The organism is Kosakonia arachidis (assembly GCF_900116535.1).
GTDB classification, from domain to species: domain Bacteria; phylum Pseudomonadota; class Gammaproteobacteria; order Enterobacterales; family Enterobacteriaceae; genus Kosakonia; species Kosakonia arachidis.
On record NZ_FPAU01000002.1, the window covers coordinates 183278 to 210024 of the forward strand.

Sequence of the window (26747 nt, forward strand, 5' to 3'; positions counted from 1 at the left end):
TTGCCGTACGCCGCTAGTATCACATTCGCGATATCAATAAATAAAACAAATATAAAATATAAAGGAGTATTCGTTTTATGGATTTTAGAGGGCTGGATCTGAATCTTCTCGTCGCCTTTAACGCGCTGATGGAGGAGCAGAATGTCACCCGCGCTGCCGGTAAAGCCTCGGTCAGCCAGCCGGCAATGAGCGCCGCGCTTGGGCGCTTGCGCACCCATTTTGCCGATCCGCTGTTTATTCGCAGCGCCAGCGGATTACTGCCTACGGCGAGAGCGAAAGAGATCTATCTGCATGTCGGCCGCGCGCTGGAGGAAATAACCCATTTGCTGGCGCCGGAAGAAGCGTTCAGCCCGCAGAATCGAAGCATGGCCTTCACGCTTGGCATGTCGGAATACCCGTTGATGGTGCTCATGCCAACGATTATGCGCACAGTCAGTCAGCAGGCGCCGGAGGTAACGATCCATGTGCGTACATTTATCGATCGCGATCAGTCCGTGGCAATGCTTGATAGCGGCGAGGTCGATCTGGTTATCGGTATTGCGCCAACCCAGGCAGAAAAACGCATCTTATCGCAGCCATTGATCCGCGATGAGTTTGTCACCCTCGTACGTCGGGACAGTGACGCCGCCCGTGATGGCATGACGCTAGAACATTATCTCGCCATGAAGCATATTCTTGTCTCGCCCGAAGGCAATCACTACGGCCTGGTGGATGAACAACTCCGCAAGCTGGGGCTCAGCAGAACAGTACGCCTGACGCTGCCGACAATGTCGGCGGTCTCGCGGATTATTGCGCAGACCAATTATGTCGCGACGGTGCTTCGTCACAGCGTGCTGGCGGAGGAAGCCAATGACGATATTGTGCTGCTTAAGCCACCGCTGGCGCTGCCGGAGATTGCGTTTGACATACTGTGGCACCACCGCTCAGATGGCGGTAAGGCGCAGCAATGGCTGCGGAAATTAATCCATACGCAATTCCGTGAAGGCGGCGCGCGTGCTGAATGAAACACCGCCCTGATCAGGGCAGCTAACAGAGAGCTACTGGGTTTCCCCTTGTGCTATTAATGTGTGAAATTCCCTCGCCTCGTGACGGCAAAAGCCGGTGATCCCATCTGCGTGATGGGCTAAGCGTTCCCGTAACCGTTGCTGGTTAATGAGATCCGCGACGCTTTGCCCGATAACGAGCTCCGCATCAGACGTTGAGAACATGACTCAATACACTCGTTGCATAGCAACCCGGCGCATCGGTGCCAGCCCGGAGATCGTTTCTGCGGCCAGTAATGCTTTTAGCCGTGGCGAGAGGGCGTCCTCTTGCAGAATTTCGAACCCCAAAGAGGCATAAAAAGGCGCGTTAAAGGGGGCATAACGATCGGTTGTTAACGAGGCGCCGATTAAACCGAGAGTGCTTCCTTCAGCCAGAAGCGCATTGATCAGCCGCCGACCAATTCCCTGCCGCTGCCAGTTCGGATGAACATTTGCTTCCACGATATGCAGCCAGCTCTCCGTAATATAAGCCCCAGCGAAACCAACAGGGATGTCCTCTGCTGCGAATGCCGCGAAGAGGATCCCTTCTTCGCTCAGCCTGCTGAGATCCTCCAGGCTGGTCGCAACCGGATCGCCCGTTACCGCACCGGTGCTGCGCAATGTTTCAAATGAGGCAAGTTCAATTGCCCTGAATGCCGCCAGGTGCTCGCTTTGTGCCGGTTTGAGAGTGATATCTGTCATCGGGTTATCCTTAATCTGAACATTGCAGCCGGGATCGGCAGGTGATGTTAGCCTCTCCTCTTCCGGTTAACTGAGCGGCTGCCGGGAGCATAAAGCGGTGAAATAGTTACCATGTCATGCTGAAGATGAACACTCCACGCTGAGATACACTGACCTGATCCTTATTCCCTCCGACAGCTTTATGTCTCATAGGGGCCAGTAGCTCTGATTTTCACACAAATGACAAGGATCATTGATTAGAGGATCACTCCGAGAAATAGTAGTTTTATTTTTATTTCTATTCTATGCGAGTGCTTTCATTAAGAAAAACTAATGTTAAAAATTAAGGAAAATTAATATTTAATTAAGACGACATTAAGAAATATTAACTTTAAGAAATAAAAAATTAATATTTATTAAACGGAACTATGTTTTTTTGGCTTTTTTGGAGAAATGCATTGAAACAATTAATCGCCTGGCACTATCCTTTATTATGTCGATAAAGCCTGTGTGCGCCAAAGCACATAGACTCACTGAGGAGCTAAGAATGTCTGTAAACAGTATTGGAAGCAATTTAGCAAACACACACTACCAGGTAGATAGTGCGCGTGAAAAAAGCGAATCAAAGTCCCTTCCGGATAACGATCGTGATTCTGACGACGCAGTAAAATCAGTAAGTAAGATGAGTACTCCCTCAGTCAATTCAAGCGGAAGTGTTGTCGGCAGTGTGGTGAATGTTAAAGTTTGATTTTTAATAAACCCCGCAGACTGAATGCGGGCTTCACTTTATGATGCCACTGCATGATTATTATATAAGATGATATGTCATTTATTTTAAATATCAATCATTATCATATCCATTTAACGCTAAACTCTTTTATATTAAGAGTGACTTGAACGCTTTTTATTGACTGTTTTTTTGTTAGTGTAATACTTTATTCTTTATTTTATAATTAAAGGTGAAAATTGTGAAAATAACGGTACCAGTGTTAATTGCTCTGAGCTCAGTGCTTTTTGTGAACGGGAATGCTATGGCAAACTCACCCACGGTAAAAGATTCAATGAAGTTAATGAGTAAAAGCTATCGGGCAGTGATGAAAGACACAAATATTGATTCTTTTAAAAAGGATTTATCTTCCTTTAAACAGTCGGCTCAGGAGGCTCAACACACTTCTGTTGTGGGGAATGATAAAGCCACGTTTGATTCCGGAATGAAACAGTTGTTAGATGAAGTCAATGTGGTTGAGGCGACAGCAGAGCAGAAGGGGCTTGTACCAGCACAGCAGGAAGCAAAGAAACTACGTGATATTATGGGACAGTTTCATACTAAACTGGGTGTTTGATTTATGGTGAGAGGCGGTTCAGCCTCTCACTTCATATTATTTACTTTTCTTATATCCTGATATCATAGTGCGTACCAGATTTTCTTTCGTCAGATAGCTGATAGCCAATACCGCAGTTATATGAATACCAGCCCCCAGCATCGTTAAATTAGCAAAAAAGCTGTGGATGTCTCCCCAGGGAACAATATCAGTGGCACTGGCAATAGCTCCCTGCCAGCCATCAACACTGTCTGATATACTTGCCAGCCAGCCAGTCGCTCCGGTGATAAGCAATCCGGCGAGCAGGCATACAATCATTACCGCACCTGCGGGGTTGTGCCCTTCGTAGTAGGGATGTTCTCCACTCAGTAGTTTTTTGGTGTACTCTTTGAATTCAGTATAAGATGGGATAAAGGAAGAAAATCGTGCATTTTTACTACCAATAATGCCCCATATCAGCCGTGCCAGCACAAAACAGATAATAATATAGCCTGCATAAATATGAAGTGTACTGCCTCTCTGGAATAGCTGTCCTCTGTCTGATAACAAATAGTTGCAGAAAAATAGAATAACAACCGTCCAGTGAAAAACTCTTATAAAGAGATCCCAAACTTTGATTTGCTTGTTGTACATATTCATCGTAACTCCTGTTTGTTTTTCCTTTTTACTATGATTAACCTGTAAAGCTTAGTTTATCCTTAGGAGACGTGTTTTTTTACTCCTTAGAAAAATTAATGCATTGCGAAGTAATCCTGCCAGAAACTTCTGCCCGAGATTAGGTTTCAGATAGTTATGTTTTCATGCAGAATTTTTTCAATATATTGTTATTTAAGAAAAATGCGACGGGTAAAACGGCTATGGCTGCAATGATGGCGATGAGTATCTGGGGAAAAGTGGGAGGGGAAAACCCGAACAGAGTTGAAACCCATGGGATTTCTATGATTGCTGATAGCATGGCTAATGTTCCTGCGCCAATCCACAGGGTGATGGCGGGGACCTGAAGAAAAAGAGTTCTCCATGTTGCATTTTCATCACGGCAGGCGAAAATCAAAAGAAGGTTGGTAATAACAAGAGCAATAAATGCCAGCGTTCTTGCCTGCTCGATAGTATCACCGGCTGAAAGACTTAAGTAATACAGCAGGAACACTGCGATTGTGACAACGCCACCAAGAAGCAGACTCTGTACAATATTGTAACCCGAGATCAGTTTTTCTTTCGCCGGGCGTGGTTTGTCCGTCATCAGTGTCGTTCCTCCTCGCTCTGCTTCAAATACAACAGAGCAAGCTGGGTCAATAACCAGTTCCAGGAATGCAATATGGACAGGAGCAAGTAATAAGGGGTGCCCGAATAAAACAGGGGCAACGGATAAACCAATAATGGGTATATGGACTGCCAGAGTGTAAACCATTGCTTGTCTGAGGTTTGAGTAGATCCGTCTTCCCAGATGTATAGCATCGATGATAGAAGTAAAACTGTCCTCCAGTAACACAAGCGATGCAGCTTCTCTTGCCACATCGGTACCTCGTTTACCCATAGCGATGCCTATATGGGCCGCTTTTAATGCCGGAGCATCGTTCACACCATCTCCTGTCATTGCCACAACTTCACCCTGAGCTTTTAGCGCTTCAACAATTGACAATTTCTGTTGAGGAGTCACCCGAGCAAAGACGTTCGCTGAAAGCTGATTTTCCCATGTCCCGGGCAATAAGAGATCTGCGCCCGTGATTATGGCTTCAGAATCAATTCCAGCCTGTGCAGCGATTGAGCCAGCGGTGCCGGGATGGTCTCCTGTCATCATGATGACCCTAATCCCGGCCTGGTGACATCGGGCAATTGCGGCGAAAATTTCTGGGCGCAGCGGGTCTATGAATCCGATCAAACCAACAAATTCAAAATTAAAATCCTGCTGCCGCTCAGGCCAGGGTTGTGAGGCATCATGTGTTGTCCGGGCCACGCCCAGTACACGTAAACCTTTTTTAGTCAGTTGTTCTGCTTTGCTAAGTATAGCGATGCGTTTCTCGTCAGGAATGCGGCACAATGATGCAATTGCCTCAGGTGCTCCTTTAGAAGCAACACAATCCTGTGTAGCGTCGCCAGATCGCCACACATGGGTCATGGCAAACAGCTCTGATGATAATTCATACTCTTTAACCAGAGACCATGTTGGGTGTAAGTATTCGCAACTGTTGAGGAAAGTGGCTGCAATTTTATGAACCGCTTTCTCCATAGGATCATGAGGCGATATTTCGCAGGCGAGAACCGAATATTCAAGGATCTGATAAAAATTATCTGGCAGGGATTGGCTATCATCTTCCTCCAGGAACATAAGATCCTGCTCTGTGACCAGAGCTGAAACAATCATGTTGTTCTGTGTCAACGTGCCAGTCTTGTCAACACAAAGAATGGTTGTTTCCCCCAGTGTCTCTATCGCATTGAGGTGTCGGGTTAATACCCCATGAGCGGCAATTCTCCTGGCCCCCATAGCCAGAAATATAATCATGATAACCGGGAATTCCTGCGGCAGTATTCCCATCGCCAGAGTTATACCGGCAAGAAGAGCATTTTGCCATCCACTGTTTAAAATCCAGTATCCCCCTGAAAGAAGTGCACAAAGAGCTATCCCGATATAAGCCAGACGGCGAGTCAGTCGCCCAATTTCATCCTGAAGAGGCGATTTTTTGGTAATAATATTTTGTAGCGATTTGCCAATACGTCCCAGTTCAGTATTGCTACCAACAGCGGTAACTTGTATTAATCCTTGACCTCTGGCTACCATGGTTCCTGCAAAAAGTCGGGCCGGTAAATATTTGGAAACAGCCTCTGACTCACCGGTTAGCATTGACTCATCGGTTGCCAGCTCATGCGCCTGCAGGAGTAAACCATCAGCCGGTATCCGCTCCCCTTCAGATATAATGACAATATCATCACGAACGACATCTTTGCCTGGAACAGAAGAGATCTTGCTGTCGCGAATAACCAGCGCTCGTGGATTGGACAGATCTTTTAATACCTCCAGCGCCTTTTCAGTTCTACGCTCCTGAAGAATAGTTACTGACATAATGATCACAACAAAACCCAGGAGGATTAGCGCCTCATGAGGATCACCCATTGCCAGATAGATTGCGCCTGCGCCAATAAGCAGCATAAACATTGGTTCACGACAGACATCACAGGCAATCACCCAAAATGTCCGGCGTTGGCTTACGTTCAGCTCATTCAGCCCATCTTCCTGCTGGCGATGTTCGACCTCTGACATCGTCAGCCCTTTAGGCAGCGCTTTATCCATATCTCTGAACCTCTGCTCAATGTATGCTTATTGAGTGACTCTCTCGCCATCATAAATATGATGGATTGTTGCCTGTTCTTTCCATTTATACATCAATAAATATAGCCACACGTATGCTGAGAGGGCGAAGCATGTGACTCATTCTTATTCAAAAAATACGCTTTCGAGTAATATTTTTATTTATTCTGACCATTGTCACTGTATGGATCTATGTGTGTCATTACATTTAACACATTAAATTTTTCTAACACTGCCTTTCTGGCGTTAACAGCTATGTTATGGCCTTCTCTAACAGAGAGATCACCATTAACTTCCAAATGCACGTCAACAATAACTGAATCGGCCATTTTTCTTGTTTTTAAATTATGTATGCCAAGCACCCCATTAGTTTCCAGTAGGGTTAGCCTTATTTTATCTTCTGTTTCAGCATCAGCGGCTCTGTCCATCAGGTCATGCAGAGCATCGGCTAAGAATGAATATCCCATCTTAGTAATAATAAGACCAACGATTAATGCTGCGATCGGATCAAGAAGTTTGAATCCTGAAATATTTCCAATGATACCTAAGGCCACAACGAGCGAGGATGCTGCATCAGAGCGAGCATGCCACGCATTCGCTATCAGCATGCTTGATTTTACGCGCGTGGCTACGGATAACATGTAGCGGAAAAGTAACTCTTTAAAAGCAATGGCAATTAAAGCAATCCAGAGGGCAGAGATATGGACCTGTGGAATGGTATCCGGGGCATGGATTTTATTGGCTGATGACCATAGCATTCCAATACCAACCACCATCAAAAGAGCACCAAGTATCAATGATGCTCCATTTTCATATCTGTGGTGTCCATAATGATGATCTTCGTCTGGCTCTTTCTTGCTTTTTTGATTTGCGATCAGCACGACAAAATCTGCAATCAAATCTGAGAGTGAATGTATACCATCAGCAATCAACCCCTGCGAGCCGGAAAAAATACCTGTAACAACCTGAATCAATGTCAACAGGCAGTTAACGACTACACTAACCCAGGTGCTTTTTCTCGCAGCCTGAAAACGTTCATGCGAGTCATTATCATGCTCATCATTAACGTTAATGAAATTATTATCTGCCATTTACTGCTCCTGCTGATCGTAGCTAAAAATATTCACATCGTGTACATGTCATTTATCATAAGCAGGAGGATTAAATACCTTTTATTAAAGATGAGCAAGTTTTGACTATGATTATTTTTTCATGTTCAACTTAGCCATTGCTATATTATGGGGCCTTCATTTTATTATTTTTAACGAAAGAATTGTCAGGCATGGATTTATGCCCAGCTCCTCATTGCCTCTGGCTACAGCTGGAGCGCAGAACCCAATCCGATCGGTTGATTTCATGCATGATGCTCAGATTTGTCGTCGCCGTTTTCGAACATTTAGCGTTATTGATAACTTTAATCGTGAGGCGTTGTCGATCGAGCCAGACCTGAACCTGCCGGCCCAGCGAGTGGCCCGGACACTTGACAGGATCGCAGCAAACCGGGGATATCCGGCCATGATTTGCATGAACAATGGTACGGAATGTATCTCTCTGACGCTGGCCGAATGATCAGAAAAACATGGGGTGGAGCCTGAGTTTATCAGGCCAGGCAAACCGACTCAGAATGCTTTCTTCGAACGCTTTAATCGAATATACGGTACTGAAATATTCAATTTTTATTTATTCAGGACTCTGAATGAAGTGCGGGCAATAACGAAAATATGATTGTTGGAATATAACTGCAAACGTCCACATGAATCACTCAATAATCGGACACCGGAATAATATCATATAAAACACCATTTAGACAGATCTCAAAAAGTTCATAAACCTAAAATGGGTATGCTTACAGCCACTCACCATATATGGGTCATGCGCAACGCCATTTTAGTATAAAATTCGTATAGCTTGCCATATACATTTATGTACATAACCTTTATATATAAGGTTATGTACAATAAAGTACACTCTTTGCAATACATTTAAACATGCATTTAAAATGAACTTAAGTTTAAAAGACAGGGCCAGCAATGAATCTCGTGTTATTTTTTTACTTTCTTTTTTTTACTTTCTTTTTTATCTACCCCAATCGTCCTTGAACTCATTAACTTAATGTGCCGGTAGAAAGAAAAAGATATGATAACTATTAAAAAAATAATTATCAATACATAGATTAAAAGCATATTACACCTACTCTAAAAAAATCCATAAATAAAATCCAGGTGAAGTTAAAGCAGGCATGTATAATTTGTCAATAGACCTTATTAATTTAGGACTTACCTCATTTCACATACAGCAACACATTGAGGAAAATCTCAAAATTCAATGAGTTACTGTAAAAAACATAATTTATACATAATTGTATATAACATTTTAAAAAAACATATCTCTCTATTTATAGTTTTATTATTGCTGCCATTAATTAACTTATCGAATTATTACTACCACTACTGAGCAACTGTGATGCTAAGAGACATAAATATTGTTATTAAAAACTACAATTGTAAATACTTTGAAACGGGTATCTATACCCTCATTGATAGAATCTACAATAAATTTAAACTGCAAAGTGAGTATATTGACAAAGTTCATGGCTTTAATGTTATTTTCACACAGGGACATTTTAATCCTTTCCGCATTAGAAACAAAAATGTAATTATAATGCCGGTAACCGTTGACATTCAAACAGTAGAACTTTTGTTCAGGAACTTACGTGAAGGGAGCCCGATCGATTTGAAAGAAGTATCACTGAGCAACTGTGAGAGGAAAATTTTAGTTCTTTTCATTCTTGGAAAAAAAGATGATGAAATCTCCGCCACCCTTTCCATTAACATAAAAACAGTTTCATCACATAAAACTAATATTAAAAATAAAATTTCAGCAAACACACGCATTGATTTATTTTATGCTTTTAATGAGTTTTTTGATCATTAATCATGATGTGTTTGGAAAATGATATGATTAGAGAACTAACGCTGTTGTAAAACCCCCGGCGAAGATAAGACATTGTGCTACCTTCGCCGAATCAGAACTGCGCTACACGGATATTTACTCACGAAAATCTGTCCCCCCCCCCATAATCGTTCAATCCGCTTTTAGCGGTTTTCTGCCATACAGATGACATTACTTTTAAAGCAAATACCGGTTTCTCATTCATCGCTGTCCTCTGTACTGTTAGGTCAGCTGAGTGCCAGAAGTTAATGTAGCTAACGAAATGCTAATAAATAACAGCCGTCACTTTATTGTCCACTGGATTGATTCTTACCCTACATATAGTAGAACGAAGAAAAAACGCAGTGGGAATAGAAAATCCAGGTTTTCTATAGTTAAACAGGCTTTCCATAGGTGAGCATGTCATTCGCAATAGGAGTTATACTCAGGCACCTGGTGCCAGAAATGTACATGAAAAATGCCTTAAAACACTAAATTTACGACCTCAATCGTGTTCCAGGACGCCCGGATACTGAACCTGATATATACAAGTTGCACAATTCATCTCTACAGGATTATTTATGATGTGCATACGCGTTTTTTGTTTATTGTCTGTGTTCCTTTACTGCATACAAGTGCAAGCATCTCCAGGCTTTCGTCAGGTAACGTTATCAGACCCAAAGTCCGAAACGCTAAAGGTGACGGTGTGGTACCCAGCCACTTCTGAGGGAAGACGAGTTGATATAGGAAGTAATCCCGCCTTCATTGGCGTTACGGTAAGCCCCGATGCGCCACCATTACCAGGCGTACATCCTCTCCTGGTTATTTCACACGGATACAACGGAAACTGGCGGAATCTGTCCTGGATTGCTGCAGCGATGGCTGCAGAAGGTTATATTGTTGCCGCCCCGGATCATCCAGGTACGACTACTTTTGATCAGAATCCAATAGATGCTAAAAAGTTGTGGCGACGTCCGCACGATATTTCTCGGGTTATTGATTTCGTCATAGATTCCCCCACACTTTTCGGGGCAACGGACAAGGGCCGAATTGCTGCTTTAGGGCATTCTCTTGGCGGATGGACAGTAATGTCGCTAGCGGGTGCGCGATTTAAACCCTCCCTGTTTATCCGCGATTGTCAAAACCATCCCAAAAGGGGTGACTGCCGGTTAACAGATAAACTTGGCATCAATGAAACACTATCCCTGGAAAAAATATCCGCAAATAACAGGGATGCAAGGATCCGGGCTGTCGTCTCTCTTGACCCAGGATTAGCACCGGGTTTTACACCTCAGAGTCTGAATGCTATTAACATTCCCGTCCTGATTTTAGCTGCACAGGCGGACAAATTGGCAGAATTACCCGCAGAACAAGAGTCTGGATACCTTGCTGCCGAAATGAATCCAAACAGGAGGCAATATGAGATCGTTGAAGGCGCGACACATTTTAGTTTCATGCAGCTTTGTAAACCCGGCGCTGAAAATATTCTAAATGAAGAATCTCCTGGCGACGATATTGTTTGCCAGGACGGCCCCCATGCTAAGAGATCGAATATTCATCAAAATCTGATTCGTAAGATCAGTGCATTCCTGAATTCTGCGCTTGATTATGCTGCATCTTCTGTCGGAACACGGTAGGTGACACGCCAGAAACTCGTAGAAATTCACGATTAAAATTTGATTTAGTGGTGAATCCAGATTCCAACATTATATCTGTCACAGGCAAGGGGGTGTTTAACAACAGTTCCTTTGCCCATTCAATCCTGAAGCCATTGATCCACTGCGATACATTGCACTGGCTCGCGGTATTGACTGCGCCTGAAAGATGCCGTGCTGGTATGCCTGTTTTTCTGGCCAGAATACTCAGTGTTAGATCGGGATTAAGATAAATTTTTGTTTCACGAACTTGTTTCTCGAGTCTACTATAAATCCCCTCAAACTCTCCCGCGGGTACCACAATACTCTCGAGGGGAGTTTCTTCCTGATTATCATTTCCTGATACAGTTGTCCTTCCCGCACTGGCAATAGCTGCGGCGATAAGAGGAAGTAGTGTCATCTGGAAAATAACAATCATACCCGGAGCCTGTTTTCCACCGGTAATGCTGAAGTCAAATGTAACCGCAAGATCTGTCAGGGCCGATATACACAGAAAGCAGCCTGCGAAAAAAGCCATTTTTACCGTATGTGTTGACTCTGCCAGCCGGTTCAGCGTGAAGTTACACTCCCCCTGCCATGCAATATGAAAGAGGCCATATCCGTATCCTGTAAAAATGATAAACAGGATGAAATCAATCGCTGCGGGCCAAACCATCCTGATCAATAATGCAAGGGTTGGGGGTAAAAGCAGCAATACCCAGCGACGCTGCTTACCGGTTTCAGTCATTGAGATGAAACTGTGCCATGCAAGAGGGGGCAGAAGTATTGCCAGGACGGATTGAATGTTCCTGAGCATGGCTGACTCGTATTCCCACCGCAGAGTGCTTACAGAAAGAAGGACTGTGCAGGCAATAAGAAAACGAAGTGTCCCGCTGTGGCGATTTTTTTTAGGAAATAGCGCCATTACTATTAGAATCAATAGCGCAAACACAGTAATAACAGGAAAGGGAACAGAAAACATAACCACAGTACCATCATAAAAATTTACGAGGAATATTTGCACACATGAAGGTAATCTGTCTCCTTCAACGTAATAAAACAGTATGACGTGATTTGTCTGTGGAAGGTTTATCTCATCTCTAACCCCCGAGCCTGTAAGTAATTCTGTGTAACTGTCCACTCTGTAAGTATCCCTGCAAAACGCCCGTAAACAGTACACACTCGGATTCCGCGATGAAGCCCTGAAACTGGCTGAACCGCGCCCGTGAACTCAGCCTGTATGAATCGCAGCGCTACAACTGGTGGAGTAAACAGCAGCAACAGATGGCCTCCTCAGAGCACGAGAATGATGGCGCAACTGGCCTGCGATGCGCGCCAGCTAGCGCTCTGGCGTCGTAAGCGACCGAAAAGGTTATTTTCACACCAACCGTGGTGGCCAGTACTGTTCAGCGGATTACCAGACCCTGCTGAAACGACATAATATGCATGACAGCATGATCGCAAAGGGCTGCTGCTACGATAATGCCTGTGTGGAAAGCTTCTTTCATTCTCTGAAGGTGGAGTGTATCCACGGAGAACGCTTTATCAGCCGGGAAATCATGAGGACGACGATATTAATTATATTGAGTGTAATTAATATCGCTGGCGGCGTCACAGTGACTGTGGTGGCCTCAGCCCGGAACGATGTGAAAACAAAAACCTCGCTTAGGACTGTGTCCACACTACGCGATTAGGATCAGTCAACCAATTTACCTTTATATGGATGACCTGGTAAATATCATTGCATATTTTAGGTGGCAAATACTTATCAGACATAACAATAGAAGGAGCGCATAACATGCCCTCCTTCATTTATACCTGATTCAGTCCTCGAAGATAATTTTCAAGTTACGGATAAATTACTCGAGCTCAGCACCCTCTTTACCGAAGCAGAATTTGATATTTTTAGATGTATCTGGCGTAGTATTTTCATCCAGCCAGTCATCCCAGCTTTTGACAAATTTTTCTACTAATTTCACTGCCGCATCACGAGTCCATAAAGCTGACGAAAAAGTCAATTCCATGACTTTAACATCGACCTGAGTTTTGCATTTATCTTTAGGCGCACTTTTACCGGTATTGTGACTGCGTTCCATGAGCATATACGCTTGTTCAAGCTGAACGACAATATTATTATTCGCTGACTGAATGGAATTCTGTTCTTGATTTTCAACGTATTAGTTAAATCGTCATTGTATATAAAAAAGCAAACAGACAAAAATATCTTTTCAAGACAAACCGCTCATAATATATCAGGAGAAATATATAACTCAAAATATTCCCTGGAGATCAAACAAAACCTTGAATCAACACATTTCTGCAACGACACCGTTGCTAATATAAATACATCCTCCAGACAGGGCAATTCTGCTGCCCTGTCTATGCAAAAAAATTAACTCGTCAACGCCCTGAGTTTTTCAATGCCGGTCGGTTCTGACGCCAATACCGGAACAAGTGCGACACGACTTGCATGCTGGTGTTTTACTGCCTCAATCTGAGGTAATTCCTGCCGCGCTCGCTGGCAAAGCAGGGGTGAGTGAGTATCAGCAATGGAAAGGCTGTTATTGATAATCCAGCCCCACGGATGAATCCCTGCTCTTTCGAGATCGGCTTGCAGGTTTACTGCTTCCAACACAGGTGTGGTTTCCGGGAGCGTGACCAGTAGCACTTTTGTTCGTGCCGGGTCCTGTAGCTGCATCATTGGAGTAGTAAAATGACCTTTGTTCCCCATTTTTTTGGCAATTTCTCGGTGATAGGCCCCGGTTGCGTCCAGCAACAACAGCGTGTGTCCCGTAGGTGCCGTATCCATCACCACAAACCGCTTACCTGCTTCGCGTATCACTCGGGAAAATGCCTGGAAGACGGCTATCTCTTCAGTGCAGGGAGAGCGCAAATCCTCTTCCAGCAGTCGCTTCCCGGCCTCATCCAGATCTCTGCCCTTCGTCTCAAGGATATGCTGGCGATAGCGTTCGGTTTCATCGTGTGGATTGATCCTGCTGACCTGCAGATTATTCAGGCTACCGTTGAGCGTTGTGCTGAGGTGCGCCGCAGGATCTGAGGTGGTGAGATGGACATCAAAACCCCTGTCTGCCAGTCTGACAGCGATGGCAGCAGCCATTGTGGTTTTACCCACGCCACCTTTGCCCATCAGCATAATCAGCCCGTGTTCACTGCGGGCGATATCATCGACCATGCCAGAGAGTGACAGGTTTTCAGGTGGGTGCATGGCATTCGTTACAGGGCACGGTAATGCCTCAGAATGTGTGTTCAGTAGCCCTTTCAATGCAGGCACACCAACCATGTTGAGTGGCTGCAGTAATAAGGTATCTGTCGGTAGCTCAGATAAACCGGCAGAAAGATTTGCCAGTGCCTCCTGCTCCCGTTGCCATATCGCGGCGGCCAGTATGTCGTGTTCTGCTTCAGTTGCCGGTAGAACACCATTAATAACCAGATACTGGCTTTTCAGGCCGATCATAGCCAGTTCTTCATGGGTGCGCGCGACTTCCTGCAGCGTTGATTTTTGTAATCGTGAAACCAGAACCAGGCGGGTACGTTCAGGATCGGATAACGCTTCAACCGCATGCGCATACTGCTCACGTTGCTTTTCCAGACCGGCCATTGGGCCGAGGCAGGAAGCTCCGCCCGGGTTACTTTCAATGAAGCTACTCCAGGCCCCTGGAAGCTGGAGCAAGCGAATAGTATGGCCTGTCGGGGCAGTATCAAAAATAATGTGATCAAAACGGGTCAGCAAGGAAACATCGGTCAATAAGCCGGTGAACTCATCGAATGCCGCAATCTCAGTTGTACAGGCTCCCGAAAGCTGCTCACTGATACTTTTAACAACGTCCTCAGGAAGAAGGCCTTTGATAGGATCAACGATTCTGGCCCGATATTGCTGGGCGGCCTCCTGTGGGTCAATCTCCAGTGCGGAAAGCCCGGGGACAGAATTCACAGGATGGATTGTGTTACCGATAGTCTGATCGAATACCTGGCCAACATTGGAGGCCGGATCGGTACTGACCAGCAAAACCTGCTTACCCAGTTCTGCCAGACGGATAGCCGTGGCGCAGGAAATGGAGGTTTTACCCACACCTCCCTTACCGGTAAAAAAAAGGTAGGGCGGGATATTCTGTAAGAATTTCATATGTCCTCCTGGCATACTCAGCAACAGGATGTATTGCCACCACAGCAACGGGCGGGAGCTAACCCCACTTTCTCCAGCGGAATACCAAACCAGCGAGCCAGTTCAGCGCGTTTTGGGTATCGTCCTGCCATTACCGTTTCACCGTCCAGCAGCAACAGCGGAAGTCCTTCAGCCCCAGAAGCTTCAAGGAATATTTTCACCTTCTCGTTCTGGACGAAGCTCATAGGCTGTTGCGCCAGGTTGTAACGCTCGACTTCTACACCACGCTCTTTCAGCCATTGCACATCCGCAGAAAAATCAACCAGAACCTGATCGACCTCTGAACCACATACGCCGGTACTGCAGCACATTGCCGGGTCAAACACCGTTAACGTTTTCATTCCGAACACCTTATATTCGAAAAATCACATACGTTCAGGCAAATTTTTTAGATACAAATAGCCTTACCGTTACCAGAGCAGTTTGCCGATGCCAGCTTACGGGCGATGGTTTGTACGTCGCCCAGTTGGCTCAACCAGGCTTGCTCAACCACCTGTGCCGCCCATGAAGGAATATGCGGAGATAAGCGGTAATGAACCCACTTACCCTGCTTGCGATCCAGCAATAAACCACTCTCCCGCAGCATTGCCAGATGACGGGATATCTTGGGCTGCGACTGCTCCAGCGCAGTGCAAAGATCACACACGCACAGCTCTCCCATCTCCCGGAGCAGCAGGACAATATCCAGGCGAGTTTCATCGGACAGGTTTTTGAAAAGCTGCAGGGCTGTTAACGGCATTATTCCTCCTTCTCATTTATACACAGGATACTCCCGGGAGGGATAAAATCAAACTTACATACGAAAATTCGAATATATAATAATTAATACCCATAGAAATTATCACACATAGCCCCGGAGATAGCCGACCAAAGGGAAAAAAGCCTTGTACGGAACCGCAAACCTACAACTTCACCAACGTTAATAGCCATGTGAGTTGTAACCCGGGGAAAATAGATTTCACATCCGCTCCTCGCTCACAGCAGACTGCTTCGAGCCCGTAGGAAACATTTAAATAAGAACAGCAGACCTTTATTCTCGCTTTTAACCTGGAATCTCAGATCCTGAAAAGGGGGAAAGCAGCCTATTTAACATTACCGTTTTTTAATCACCGCAAAATAACTTAGCCACTGTTTGCCGGGGGCGTTTTCCGCTGCACCAATTACGGTTTCGGCCTCAAACTCATGCAATGACTCAACGATAAAGCGCTCATGGAAAGTCTCAAAGATCTCATCAGCGTTAATACCTGCATCGATCCCGGTTTCTTTTTTACAGGCCAGAATATAAAGTCGGCCATTATCGCTGAGTAATTTACTCACGATTTCCAGGTAAGCAGCCTTTCTCACCTCATCGCCTGAAAAGATATGAAATAGTCCACTGTCAATAATGGTCTGAAACTTTCGCTCCCAACTGCTAATAGTGAAAAAGTCTTTAACCATAAAGTCGATGTTAAGACCAGCCGACTTCGCCTTAGCGGTAGCACGCTCAATTGCCTCTTCAACAAAATCAATCCCGGTAACCTGTTCGCCACGCTTTGCAAAGTAAACGGCAAGCGTCCCCGTACCACAACCAATATCTAAGATTGGCCCGCGTATATCAGAGGCGTGTTCGATGAAAGGTTTTTGCGGGCGACCGATATCCCATACTGGCTTAGCATTATCCACATAATGCTCTCTGAACCCTGCGTGATGTGCTTTACTGTCGATGATGGTCATGATTATTTCCCTTCCTTGTAGTCACTGATATATGCGTTAGCGCCTTGTGTTCGTGCAGCGTGTTCGTCCGGATTTTTTTCCGCCTGGACTTCGTGATCCATACGCTGGTTATACATATGAATAGCGCCATCTAACGCCCTACGAATAACGGCCCCCAAAGGAACATCGATCCCTAATTCGCCCTCTAATTTTGCCTTCCAGTCTGTAAAAACCTTCAGTTGCTCATCAGTTAATCTTACGGTTACAACATTTTTTTTTGTGCTCATGCTTCCCTCAGCATTCTTTCGCAATCAATGTATACAATCTATACATTGATTGCGAAAGAAGCAATATGTGACTTTTTAAGGATGATCTCTTGCCCAACGTTCGAGGCATTAAACATGATTAACGTAGGGAAGATGAGGCAGATATGACATCAAAAGTAGGCACCCGCAGCTCGCTTAGAGCCAAAACCATCCTCGCGGCATTCTCGCCAGGAAAAGTGGACAGGTGAGCCGGAAAAACACAGGACTGAGATATTTCCGGCTCACAACTTACCAGGGTGTTCTGCCGTCAGGTCCCATAAACTCTCCTGATTCATTTCCTTCCAGCGCAAATTTAACCGGCAGCTTTGCACCCTCGGCTGGCGTCATTGTTCCATAGCCCGTAAGGTCCGTTTTCACAAACCCTGGACTGACGGAGTTAACCGTTATGCCAGTGCCCTTCAGTTCCTCACTCAGTTGAACGGTAAGCATATTCAAAGCGGTCTTGGAGGCATTGTAGCCAATGAACTGTGCGGCGTAATAAGTGGAGGTTGGGTCACCGTTCAGCGTAAGCGAGCCTAAAGAGCTCGACACGTTGACTATCCGGGCAGCGGGTACGGCCTGCAGCAACGGCAGCATTGCCTGGGTGACTGCCAGGGTCCCGATAAAATTCGTTTCCATCACGTGACGGACTGCGTCGATGGCAGCTTTGCTCGGGGGACCATCTGCATGATCAAATACACCGGCATTGTTTACCAGGATATCCAGCTTGCCAAATTCAGCTTTAATCGATGAAGCCGCAGCGGCAATGCTGTCATGCCGGGTGATATCAAGTTCACAGTGTCGAACGGACAAACCCTGAGTCTTCAGCGCATCTGCAGCAGCGTTACCACGCCCAAAGTCCCGCGCCCCCATGATAACAATCACTCCCGCCTGCGCCAGCTGACGTGCAATCTCAAAACCAATGCCTTTATTAGCTCCGGTAACCAGAGCGATGCGTTGCTCATTCATCGATTATTTCCTCCGTATGCGGTAAGGCGTTAATATATGAAGCATCATTCAGCTTTGGAATTCGCTTTTGGCCACATCCAGCCATATCTCGCTGAAGCCCCGCAGAACGCCGCGTCAGGCTCGTGCAACAGTGACAATGGACGCTATTTTTGAAGCCACCATTCAGCTTCTGGTAGCAGACGGCATACATCGTCTCACAACCACTCGCGTCGCCGAGCGGGCAGGCGTGTCCGTGGGAACGATGTATCAGTACTTTCCCCACAAAGAATCTCTGGTTTATGCCCTCAATGAACGTTATTTAGCCGCGCTTGCCGACAGGATAGAAGTCACCTGCCGGAACCAGAATGGCGCGACGGTTAGCGCCATGACTGAGTCATTAATCAGGACCTACTGGGAGGCCAAAACAGAGCGCATTGAAGTGACAAAAGCGCTCTATCGCTCGGTGGCAGAGCTTGATAACCAGCCGCTGATTGACACGTTTGCCAATCGGGTAAACAGCGCGACGAAGGCCATGCTTGAGAGCGCCAGCGACATGAAGTTTCACGATGTCAGCAGCGTCAACCAGACGCTTATCACCGTCATATTTGGCACAGTGCGCAATCTGTTTGAGCAGGATCTGACTCCGGCACGTTCCGGCAACGTGCTCCGGCAGCTCCTCATCATGTGCAACGCCTATCTTGAAACCATCAGAACGGCTGAATAAAAGTGCGGGGTCGCGGCGATGTTTAAGGCCCCTTGATTAAGATAGCGTGCATCGACCCGTTGAATTCACAGCTCATAGCAGACCTGACCTCCGGATATTGGCCATAACCCACGTTGTATGGCCGTTGATGCGCGGCCCCCTGAAACCAGGGCTTCACGCCTCACTTTGGCACCTTCATTTTTGTTCTATTTTTTTGAACAATATCCGCAAATAGTTTTGATTTTAATCACCAGCTTGTCGTCCTATCCTTTATCACATCAGGGCAACAACGCCCTACCACGAACAAAATAACTTAAGGAATACGACCATGAAATCCATCAAAACTTTTGTTGCAGTTACTACTCTCTCCATGATGTCTTTCGGTGCCTTCGCTCAGAGCATCAGTGTGACCGGTTCCACTCTGGAACGCGCGGAAGCTAAAATCGCAGCACAGGCTGCTGAGCAGGGCGCGTCATACAAAATCACCAGTGCGCAGTTCAAAAACAACGTCCATATGACGGCAGAACTGACCAGGTAAGATGGTCGCGGAGGGAACTGCCGAAAAGGTCGCCGTGAGGCGACCCGTTTCGTCCTTCAACAGAAAACCCTCTTGCCCCTGCGGGGGCTTTTTTGCGTCTGTCATCCAGGGAATTTAAAACCGATGACTGCACGTACCGCTAAAAATCAGCAGAACGCATTTCTGACGTATCTCTGGCGAAGACAACAACAAACCAGCCGAAAAGGTCCGCCAGAAACGCGACTCAAGAATCTACGCAATGACTGACTTTACTCTCAACTGAATGGCGTCAGGTTAAGGTGCCATCGCTTTCCATTACTGCGCAACAGCGTCATGCTTAACGGATGAATATCAATCAGTTGAAAGGAACTGGCAGGTGCGTCGAGCAGTTGAATCACTATCGCCCTGATAACCGCAGAGGAAACAATCGCGCACTGACATCCTTGATCCGCTATTCTCTGAGACAGCCATGTTCTCGTGCGCGCCATCACTTGCGCAATGTTTTCTCCTCCTGGCGGTGCGTCCCCGGAAAGCCAGCACTGAAATGCCTCATGCTCCTGCTCAATAATTTGTTTAATCGGGATGCTCGTCCAACTGCCATAACTGGGTTCCATAAGTTCCGGAACGGACTCGCCCTCTAGCCCCAGCTCACATGTTGTCTGCCGTGCAGGCAGATCCGGAGCGGTCCAGATTTTACTGAATGGCCCAACGCATTTCTTTAGCTCATGGACCCGGCTCACGGAAGTTTCAGTAAGAGGAGCGTCAAACGGAAACTGCGAGTTCCTGTTTGCCAGGGTTTCCCCCTGGCAAATCAGTTGCATCACTAAGGCCATGCCGTCAGCATCCTTCGGCCAGATAACGATGCCCAGGCTTACGCAGCGTCCTTTCGGCAAATAAACCAAACAACAACCCCGTTGCGCACCACATCGTTAACTGAGTGCCGAAAGCACTCAGGCGAAAACGCCACAGCAGATCGGCAGAGAAGCCCTCCGGAATCTCATTCACTGCGGGCATCAGCATGCAGGCGGCAATCAGCATCACCATCCCTGCCAACCCTCCCCACAACGCAGCATTCCACCCGCCCAGCCTCTGACTAAGTTGATGGGCGCTCCACGTAACGGTCACGACAATCACAGCGGAAACCAGCAGCATGCTGAAGTAGAGCCCAGTCCGATAGCCAATCGTTGAAGGATCTCCTACCGCAGGAGGGTTAGGAGGGTATTTCAGCCCCGGTATCATGCTCATTATCAGAAACCCGCCCAGCGACAATGACAACGCCAACGCTCTTGCTCCTCGCGGTCCTGTGCGTTGCCAGCAAAACGACCAGACAAGGGCCAGAGCACCACCCATCGCCGCACTGAAGAGGATCATTCCGCTCAGCAGACCTGCACCAGACTGTGTTTTCCGGCTAAAAACTTCGCCACCAGCGTCACCCTCGTGGTGATGCCCACCTTCCCCATTTAACTGCTTGTGGGAAAGGGCTTCTTCAAATGAAATCGCACGATCAATCTGTGGCTCACCGAAGAAACGGGCGAAGCTAAAGGCGATAATGCCGGCAAGGAGCCCGGCAATCATCCCCTGTAACAGCAGTTTTCCCGTCATGGTTTTATCCTCAGTGGCAGGGGAATCCCAGCAGATGCCGGGCATCATGGAAGTATTCGTGTACCTGATTGCCGGAAAAAACGGCAGTGGCCCCCTGCTCTGCCCCGATAAAATAGACAGACAGCATCACCATAAGCGTGATAAATGCAATCCACGGCAATATGGCATTAAGCGGAATAGGTGCCTGCACAACTTCAATTGTATTAGCGGTATGTTCCATTTTTCCTCCTCATTACTGGCTGTGGATAATATTCATGGTTTCATTCTGGCGGATGCCGGGCTGACCGACACGGGAATACGAAGTGCCGGATGGTAATGATTATGTGCTGGCGCGCAGGTCGCACTGGTAAGTACAACCGGCATCCCATGTGGAGTATTCAGATAAGCCTGACGCCATTCATTGACTCGCCGGGCAATATCTTCTTTCCCTGTTAGTTCCAGCGACAGAAGCATTTTTTCTGCGGCAGAGACCCACTGCCGGTAATAGGCATCGTTGATGCTTTCGCCTTGCTGAATCGGGCTGGCTTTTATTTCCTTGCTGAAAACATCCACCCATGCCTTCCAACTGAACTGCCCGGCCTGGTGAAGATAAACGATCAACGAAAAAACCTGCGCCTGCCACGGGTGTTCAAATGGGGCGCAGTCCTCAACAGAGGGAGCAGAGATTGTCCGGATTTCTGAACTCATAGCGCCTCCAGATAGTCGTCCCACAGATCAATTCGCACGGTATCTTTAGGCGGTGCTTTCTCGCCCCATAGCTCAGTTGCGGCAAAGCTCACGCTGTAAACATGCTGAGGATGTTCACCCAAGTTATGAGCCGCCGTATCCGGAGTGATAAATACGCCATGGTCAATCACAATCGTACCGATTTTGCCACGGGCATAGCGCGGCAAGCGGGTATGCCCGGAAGGATTGATATTTTTGGTTCTAACCAGGTCACCAGGTTTAAAGCTGGCCGGCACATCCATCGCTACCCGTGCAGATCCCCCAGTACTGACAACCGCCTGCACCATATCCAGACGCAGCACCGGTGTTTCCGGCGAGGCTGCCAGCGGCTTAACCGCACCGGAAAGCTCATCTGCGGTAATGGCTCCCCTCTCAAGCAGAAGTGTTTCGAAAGCATGCATCCAATGTTCGTAGTAGCTTTCTTCGAGATAATGCGCCGGTTTCATGCGCTCAATGGCATGCCGGAACATATCAACATTGAAATGCCCCCCAACGAACAGAGCGGCAAAAAGCGAAAAGGTACGCCTCTCCCATTCATGATGGAAAGGAGGCTCGTTTTCTTCAGTTATGATGGCGCCCATACCATGCATGCCGCCAAGATCGTGTATCCCGTTCATCTAACCCTCCAAAAAAGTTGAAAGAAATACCGTGTGTTACTTATCACCCGGCTGGAGTGCCAAGCCCGTACCAATCATGGAATCACGGGTTACCAGTTCGACCAGTTGCTCTTCATTCCAGCCCTCAGTCCCGGCAGGTCTTTCCGGCAGAACCAGATAGCGCAACTCAGCGCTGCTGTCCCACACCCGAATTTCCCTGTCCTCGCTGATGTTGAGACCAAACTCGGCCAGAACACTGCGGGGCTCAATGACAATACGCGATCGGTAGGGAGCCGATTTGTACCAGGCGGGAGGAAGGCCGAGTGTTGGCCAGGGATAACATGAGCAGAGCGTACAGACCGTTACGTTATGAACCTCGGGAGTATTTTCAACCACCATCATGTCTTCGCCCTGCACACCTGAGAAACCCAGTTCCGCAATGGCCCCGGTACCATCGGCAAGAAGACGAGCCTTATAATCAGGGTCGGTCCAGGCTTTTGCCACGACAAGCGCGCCGTTCCTCGGGCCAATTCGGTGCTCATACGTGTCGATAAGCTCATCCAGCGCAGCGGGATCTACGAGGCCTTTTTCGGTCAGCAGGGACTCCAGCGCCTTCACGCGAAGCGCAATTTCCTCTGGTGGTTCAGTATGGTCATGGGGGTGTTCGTGGTCGTGAGCCATGATAAATCTCCGGAAAGTTTAATGTCATTGCCGGGCCCCAGGCCCGGCTGTATCGCCCTGAATAGAGGGGCTACAAACGCTTACATCTCCCGCCAGTTACCACTCGCTTCCAGCGCGGCTGCGGCCTGATAGATAGTGCTTTCAGCGTAGTGTCGCCCAATCAGCATCATGCCCACCGGTAGCCCGTCAACCAGCCCGCAGGGTACAGACATGGCCGGATGACCTGTCACGTCCTGTGCTGACGTGTTGCCAATCATCTCGAATGCTCTGGAGATAGATTCGGTAATTGAACAACCCGGTTGTGGCAGCGGTTGGGCCGTCACCGGGACTGTTGGCATAACCAAAAGATCGAAATCACCAAGTGCGCGGTCATAGTCCGCCCGGGCCCGGCGAGCCAGATTCTGTGCCTTTGCGTAATAACGTCCCTTATAGCGCTTCAGTCCATACTGGCCGATGAGCATGCAGATTTTGAGAGAGGGAGAAAGTGTGTCCGCGCTGTCACGCCAGGCCGAATGTTTATCCAGAAGGGATATGTCGTAGAGTCCTTCCCAGTTAAAACCCATTCCATTGCCATGCATCATCTGCATGGTGAGTCCTTCGCATCCAATAGGTGACCACAGCGAGGCGGCAAGCTGATGGCCGGGCACAGAGACTTCACCGACAACGGCACCAAGACTTTCCAGCCGCACCACCGCATTACGGACCTTTTCAGCAAGCTGGGGTTGGAGATTAGGCAACTTGAATCCTTGCGTTACCACCCCGATTTTCAGTCCTCTGACGCCCTTATCAAGTGCCGCGGTATAGATCCCTCCCCGGGAGGTGTACTGCCGCGGATCAAGCCCGTCCGGTCCAGCCATTACCTCCAGCATCAGGGCATTGTCCTTCACAGTCGCGGTAATCGGCCCGGCATGATCGAGGGTGGCTTCGATCGGCATAATTCCGGTATAGGGAACCAACCCGTGTGTCGGCTTCATGCCGTAAACGCCACAAAAAGCTGCCGGAATACGGATGGAGCCCCCCTGGTCGCAGCCTATCGCCATATCCACTTCCCCGGCAGCCACCAGCGCTGCACTCCCCGATGAGGAGCCTCCCGCGCTGTACCCTCTGCGCCAGGGATTATGTACCGGAGCAGGATCTGACGTATGGCTACCGCCTGAGAGGCAGAAATGTTCACAAGTGGCTTTACCAAGAATGGTGGCACCGGCATCAAGGAGACGCGTTACCACGGTGGCATCAAAAGCAGGTATATGGCCCTCAAGCGAGGTTGCGCCGTTCATCATCGGGACGCCTGCCAGGGAAATATTGTCCTTAAGGACCACGGTTTTACCGGTAAGCTTGCCTTCCGGCGCCCCCTGCACCTCGCTTTTGTAATACCAGGCGTTGAGCGGATTTTCTTTGCCCTCAGGGCGATATCCTTTTTCACGCGGATATTCAATTGAGGGGATCTCATCACTTAGCCCATCAATCAGGTCGTAAGCGTCGAGATTGGGCTGCATAAGGGCAAGATATTCTGCCGCCTCACTTTCAGAAAGCTGCAGATGAAGCTCTCGTGCAAGCTGCAGTAACTGGCTGGCATCAGGACGTTCAATAGACATATTTATTCCTTCTATCAAGAATGACTGACGGGATCCTGATCTGAACATATCGCACTGGCACTACCTCGACCTGGCTGAGACGGACAGTGACATGGTCAGGAAAGACAGCGTCAGAAAACACGTGCATAGCGGAGATTTAGCCTGAAATTCTCTTCTGCGCCGTTTTCTACGCGCAGGTCCCTGCCCAGCTGTATCTGGAACTGATCGCGGGGGGTAACAAATTTCGTTGCTGTGATACGGACGTTAGTGGTCTGTGTCGGATTATCTTGCTTGTCACCATCAATAAGGGTTTCACCGCCCCAGGTCTGACCAAAACCCAGGCCGAACGCCAGTGTGGGATCGGGCATATAGCGCCCCATAATCTGGGTTGCCCATGCATTATCCTGCTGAAGGCGGGATGAGGTGGGCCCATAATCGTTATTGTCGCCGTACCAAATGGCGTCTCCAACGACATCCAGAGCCCATTTTTCAGTGAAATATTTCACCCAGGCCGCCTGCAGGTCGACCTTCCAGCGGTTCTCTCCCAGATTTAGCGCATCGTTGTGGTCATAATTGCCGCTCGGCACATAGAGGTAAGGAGCAAAGCCGAAAATATCACCCCCGGCATTCAGTTTTACCTTTAAAGGCACGGTAAGGATTAGATCGCCGGTACCACTGGCTGAGCCGAGAGAAGACGCATCGCCACCGCCTGATATTCGGCCAAAGGGCAACAGGAATTGCGGGTCGAGCGTAGCGGATTCACTGATCTGCAACGTGTGCAGCAGGCGCAGCATGCCAATATCAGAGGTCAAGTTATAGTCAGAGCTGACTGTGTCACCGCGGGAGTGTGCGGAGCCGGTTGAAGCGTGCTGATAATAAAGTAGTCCCACTGTGGTACCGTCGGGAAATTGACTATAGTCGCCGGGCGCCACCTCAACAGCGAGCGCAGGCGCAGAACCAAGCAGTATGGCAGGCAGGCAAAAGCGTAGTGCGTGCATAATGTATCCCCGAAGAATGAAGTGATTGCCGTGTTGTTTAGCGTTGAGCATCACGCAGCATCCCGGTCATCGGATGGCAGTTGATATATTCGAAGGTCTGAAACCGGGCATCTGAAACAGAAACCTCGTGGTAAAGCCTCAGTTTCTGCAATCCGGTTACCACCCGGAAAAACGTGGTGAAGATGCGAAGATGTGTGGGATGTGATTCTGCCCAGCGTTCAAGCCGATCAAGTGAGCGCCAGAAGCCGATATCGTAGGCAATATCCAGCAGATTTCCGTTGATATCCACGTTACGAACAAAGCGGTTGCTGTAACAACCCAGCGACTGACCTTCATCGCGAAGAAAATCCATACCCGCCTGCAAAGGAGGGAGCATTTCTGTGAAGTAAAGCTGACGCTCTGGTTCTTCCGCCTCCATCCAGTCCTGCCCTGAACGAATGAGCGTAATGTTGTCATGCCCTTGCACTACGACCCTGCCGCCAGCCTCAGGATCGCCAGAAATAATCCGCAGTTCATTGTCAGGTTGCATCCAGTCATTCTGGGATGCAGGGATGCGGTCACGTACAGACCCCCAGTAACCATGTTCCTGGATCTCACTACTGATATTATCCATCACCGCGCCGACGCCCGGCAGATCATCCTTAAAGGCATACAGAGTCTCAAACTGTTCCGCCCGTGGGGCGATAATTTCACGGAAATAACCGACGCCATCCACCAGCCGTTCATCTGAAGACCACCAGTTTTCGATCTCCGGCTGACGAACCCAGCGGCAGTACGCAGCCGGCTCCCGCCAGTACCCCACCACGATAAAATTACCGTAGCCCTGGTTATCGGTATGAAAAGAGATGTCATGATTGCCGGGCCCGTTACTCAGGCTAAAAGTCGACACAATGTGCTGCATTGCCCGGACCGCGCTCTCACGATTTTCTTCATGAAATTGCACCCCCAGATAAGCCATAACAACCTGTGTCAGGTCATCATTGGCACGTCCAACAAACATAGGAAAAGGTGGCTGATAGTCGTCGTGAACCCGGCGTGAAAGTGTGCGGGGGCATTGCAGGTGTTTATCAATGGCAGATTCCATAAAGTCTCCCGGATATAGAGTTTCAGCGATGGGTAAATTCACTACTGATACTAAGGAGAAAACTGCCGGATACCTGGCTTAAGCGGACAATCGTCTGGTCAGGAAGGACACATTGCTATTTATTATTGCCGGGGAGTCGTGATGAAATGAAACAGTGCAGCTTTGCCCATTAATAGTGCACTGCTCCACGTTTAACACGTCTGAATATATCTATTATCCATGAAATATCTCTCAAAATTGTCAT

General features: G+C 47.8%; 28 protein-coding genes and 2 pseudogenes. 9 read left to right on the forward strand and 21 right to left on the reverse strand.

Annotated elements, in window-relative coordinates:
- The first annotated feature begins 77 nt into the window (after nucleotides 1-77).
- Nucleotides 78-1004: a LysR family transcriptional regulator gene (locus BM427_RS08980; RefSeq protein WP_090120987.1), complete on the forward strand. Its 927-nt coding sequence runs from the start codon at nucleotides 78-80 to the stop codon at nucleotides 1002-1004.
- A gap of 207 nt (nucleotides 1005-1211) precedes the next feature.
- On the opposite strand, the gene BM427_RS08985 is transcribed toward BM427_RS08980, so the two are convergent.
- Nucleotides 1212-1724: a GNAT family N-acetyltransferase gene (locus BM427_RS08985; protein WP_090120988.1), complete on the reverse strand. Its 513-nt coding sequence runs from the start codon at nucleotides 1722-1724 to the stop codon at nucleotides 1212-1214.
- Nucleotides 1725-2250: 526 nt separating this feature from the next.
- On the opposite strand from BM427_RS08985, the gene BM427_RS25270 reads away from it, so the two are divergent.
- Both BM427_RS25270 and BM427_RS08990 read left to right on the forward strand, forming a co-directional pair.
- The gene (locus BM427_RS25270; RefSeq protein WP_208809134.1) at nucleotides 2251-2451 is read left to right on the forward strand and encodes a hypothetical protein; all 201 of its coding nucleotides are present in this window, start codon (nucleotides 2251-2253) and stop codon (nucleotides 2449-2451) included.
- A 220-nt stretch (nucleotides 2452-2671) separates the two neighbouring features.
- Nucleotides 2672-3046, forward strand: a complete 375-nt coding sequence (locus BM427_RS08990; RefSeq protein ID WP_090120990.1) for a cytochrome b562 — start codon at nucleotides 2672-2674, stop codon at nucleotides 3044-3046.
- A 36-nt stretch (nucleotides 3047-3082) separates the two neighbouring features.
- Here the strand turns inward: BM427_RS08990 and BM427_RS08995 are convergent, their stop codons facing one another.
- From BM427_RS08995 to BM427_RS09005, 3 genes are all read right to left on the reverse strand, one after another.
- Nucleotides 3083-3664: a cytochrome b/b6 domain-containing protein gene (locus BM427_RS08995; protein ID WP_090120991.1), complete on the reverse strand. Its 582-nt coding sequence runs from the start codon at nucleotides 3662-3664 to the stop codon at nucleotides 3083-3085.
- A gap of 151 nt (nucleotides 3665-3815) precedes the next feature.
- A complete protein-coding gene (locus BM427_RS09000; protein ID WP_090120993.1) occupies nucleotides 3816-6311 on the reverse strand; it encodes a cation-translocating P-type ATPase in 2496 nt (831 codons plus the stop codon).
- Nucleotides 6312-6487: 176 nt separating this feature from the next.
- Nucleotides 6488-7420, reverse strand: a complete 933-nt coding sequence (locus BM427_RS09005; protein ID WP_090120994.1) for a cation diffusion facilitator family transporter — start codon at nucleotides 7418-7420, stop codon at nucleotides 6488-6490.
- 217 nt (nucleotides 7421-7637) lie between these two features.
- On the opposite strand from BM427_RS09005, the pseudogene BM427_RS09010 reads away from it, so the two are divergent.
- The 3 genes and pseudogenes from BM427_RS09010 to BM427_RS09020 all read left to right on the forward strand — a co-directional run.
- Nucleotides 7638-8051: pseudogene (locus BM427_RS09010) on the forward strand (DDE-type integrase/transposase/recombinase); the annotation flags it as partial.
- Between the two features lie 741 nt (nucleotides 8052-8792).
- Complete coding sequence (locus BM427_RS09015) at nucleotides 8793-9263, forward strand: helix-turn-helix domain-containing protein (protein WP_090120996.1); 471 nt, start codon at nucleotides 8793-8795, stop codon at nucleotides 9261-9263.
- A gap of 578 nt (nucleotides 9264-9841) precedes the next feature.
- Nucleotides 9842-10897 (forward strand): alpha/beta hydrolase family protein, encoded by a 1056-nt coding sequence (locus BM427_RS09020; RefSeq protein ID WP_090120997.1) that lies wholly within the window; start codon nucleotides 9842-9844, stop codon nucleotides 10895-10897.
- Here BM427_RS09020 and BM427_RS09025 read toward each other — a convergent pair.
- Nucleotides 10839-11876, reverse strand: a complete 1038-nt coding sequence (locus BM427_RS09025) for a helix-turn-helix domain-containing protein (RefSeq protein WP_090121716.1) — start codon at nucleotides 11874-11876, stop codon at nucleotides 10839-10841. The two genes, BM427_RS09020 and BM427_RS09025, sit on opposite strands and share 59 nt — an antisense overlap.
- 315 nt (nucleotides 11877-12191) lie before the next feature.
- On the opposite strand from BM427_RS09025, the pseudogene BM427_RS09030 reads away from it, so the two are divergent.
- A pseudogene (locus BM427_RS09030) lies at nucleotides 12192-12563 on the forward strand (IS3 family transposase); the annotation flags it as partial.
- Nucleotides 12564-12753: 190 nt separating this feature from the next.
- Here the strand turns inward: BM427_RS09030 and BM427_RS09035 are convergent.
- The 7 genes from BM427_RS09035 to BM427_RS09065 all read right to left on the reverse strand — a co-directional run bounded on the left by BM427_RS09035 (nucleotide 12754) and on the right by BM427_RS09065 (nucleotide 18043).
- Nucleotides 12754-12990: a hypothetical protein gene (locus BM427_RS09035; RefSeq protein WP_139234399.1), complete on the reverse strand. Its 237-nt coding sequence runs from the start codon at nucleotides 12988-12990 to the stop codon at nucleotides 12754-12756.
- Between the two features lie 296 nt (nucleotides 12991-13286).
- Nucleotides 13287-15038 carry an arsenite efflux transporter ATPase subunit ArsA gene (gene arsA, locus BM427_RS09040; protein ID WP_090121000.1) on the reverse strand — a complete coding sequence of 584 codons (1752 nt, stop codon included), beginning with the start codon at nucleotides 15036-15038 and terminating at the stop codon, nucleotides 13287-13289.
- Nucleotides 15039-15055: 17 nt separating this feature from the next.
- Entirely contained in the window at nucleotides 15056-15418 is a 363-nt protein-coding gene (gene arsD / locus BM427_RS09045; protein ID WP_090121001.1) for an arsenite efflux transporter metallochaperone ArsD, read from the reverse strand.
- Nucleotides 15419-15465: 47 nt separating this feature from the next.
- Complete coding sequence (gene arsR / locus BM427_RS09050) at nucleotides 15466-15816, reverse strand: As(III)-sensing metalloregulatory transcriptional repressor ArsR (protein ID WP_090121003.1); 351 nt, start codon at nucleotides 15814-15816, stop codon at nucleotides 15466-15468.
- 353 nt (nucleotides 15817-16169) lie between these two features.
- Nucleotides 16170-16790, reverse strand: a complete 621-nt coding sequence (locus BM427_RS09055; RefSeq protein WP_090121004.1) for a class I SAM-dependent methyltransferase — start codon at nucleotides 16788-16790, stop codon at nucleotides 16170-16172.
- Nucleotides 16791-16792: 2 nt separating this feature from the next.
- Nucleotides 16793-17056 (reverse strand): hypothetical protein, encoded by a 264-nt coding sequence (locus BM427_RS09060; RefSeq protein WP_090121006.1) that lies wholly within the window; start codon nucleotides 17054-17056, stop codon nucleotides 16793-16795.
- A gap of 267 nt (nucleotides 17057-17323) precedes the next feature.
- The gene (locus BM427_RS09065; protein WP_090121008.1) at nucleotides 17324-18043 is read right to left on the reverse strand and encodes an SDR family oxidoreductase; all 720 of its coding nucleotides are present in this window, start codon (nucleotides 18041-18043) and stop codon (nucleotides 17324-17326) included.
- A 67-nt stretch (nucleotides 18044-18110) separates the two neighbouring features.
- On the opposite strand from BM427_RS09065, the gene BM427_RS09070 reads away from it, so the two are divergent.
- Together BM427_RS09070 and BM427_RS09075 are read left to right on the forward strand one after the other, a co-directional pair.
- On the forward strand, nucleotides 18111-18746 hold the full coding sequence (locus BM427_RS09070) for a TetR/AcrR family transcriptional regulator (RefSeq protein ID WP_208809133.1): 636 nt from the start codon (nucleotides 18111-18113) through the stop codon (nucleotides 18744-18746).
- A 307-nt stretch (nucleotides 18747-19053) separates the two neighbouring features.
- Nucleotides 19054-19263 (forward strand): YdgH/BhsA/McbA-like domain containing protein, encoded by a 210-nt coding sequence (locus BM427_RS09075; protein WP_090121012.1) that lies wholly within the window; start codon nucleotides 19054-19056, stop codon nucleotides 19261-19263.
- Between the two features lie 254 nt (nucleotides 19264-19517).
- Here the strand turns inward: BM427_RS09075 and BM427_RS09080 are convergent, their stop codons facing one another.
- The 9 genes from BM427_RS09080 to oxdA form a co-directional block, all read right to left on the reverse strand.
- A complete protein-coding gene (locus BM427_RS09080) occupies nucleotides 19518-20075 on the reverse strand; it encodes a histidine phosphatase family protein (RefSeq protein WP_090121013.1) in 558 nt (185 codons plus the stop codon).
- Nucleotides 20076-20079: 4 nt separating this feature from the next.
- Nucleotides 20080-20844, reverse strand: a complete 765-nt coding sequence (locus BM427_RS09085) for a CbtA family protein (protein WP_090121014.1) — start codon at nucleotides 20842-20844, stop codon at nucleotides 20080-20082.
- Nucleotides 20845-20854: 10 nt separating this feature from the next.
- A complete protein-coding gene (locus BM427_RS09090; protein ID WP_090121016.1) occupies nucleotides 20855-21064 on the reverse strand; it encodes a CbtB domain-containing protein in 210 nt (69 codons plus the stop codon).
- A gap of 32 nt (nucleotides 21065-21096) precedes the next feature.
- Nucleotides 21097-21531, reverse strand: a complete 435-nt coding sequence (locus tag BM427_RS09095) for a nitrile hydratase accessory protein (RefSeq protein WP_090121017.1) — start codon at nucleotides 21529-21531, stop codon at nucleotides 21097-21099.
- Nucleotides 21528-22187 carry a nitrile hydratase subunit beta gene (gene nthB / locus BM427_RS09100; RefSeq protein ID WP_090121018.1) on the reverse strand — a complete coding sequence of 220 codons (660 nt, stop codon included), beginning with the start codon at nucleotides 22185-22187 and terminating at the stop codon, nucleotides 21528-21530. The genes BM427_RS09095 and nthB overlap by 4 nt, the downstream gene beginning before the upstream one ends.
- A gap of 36 nt (nucleotides 22188-22223) precedes the next feature.
- A complete protein-coding gene (gene nthA / locus BM427_RS09105) occupies nucleotides 22224-22847 on the reverse strand; it encodes a nitrile hydratase subunit alpha (protein WP_090121020.1) in 624 nt (207 codons plus the stop codon).
- 80 nt (nucleotides 22848-22927) lie between these two features.
- Complete coding sequence (locus BM427_RS09110) at nucleotides 22928-24442, reverse strand: amidase (protein ID WP_090121021.1); 1515 nt, start codon at nucleotides 24440-24442, stop codon at nucleotides 22928-22930.
- A gap of 110 nt (nucleotides 24443-24552) precedes the next feature.
- The gene (locus BM427_RS09115) at nucleotides 24553-25470 is read right to left on the reverse strand and encodes a transporter (protein WP_244316549.1); all 918 of its coding nucleotides are present in this window, start codon (nucleotides 25468-25470) and stop codon (nucleotides 24553-24555) included.
- Nucleotides 25457-26503, reverse strand: a complete 1047-nt coding sequence (gene oxdA, locus BM427_RS09120) for an aliphatic aldoxime dehydratase (RefSeq protein WP_090121024.1) — start codon at nucleotides 26501-26503, stop codon at nucleotides 25457-25459. Before oxdA ends, BM427_RS09115 begins: the two co-directional genes overlap by 14 nt.
- Between the last annotated feature and the right edge of the window lie 244 nt (nucleotides 26504-26747).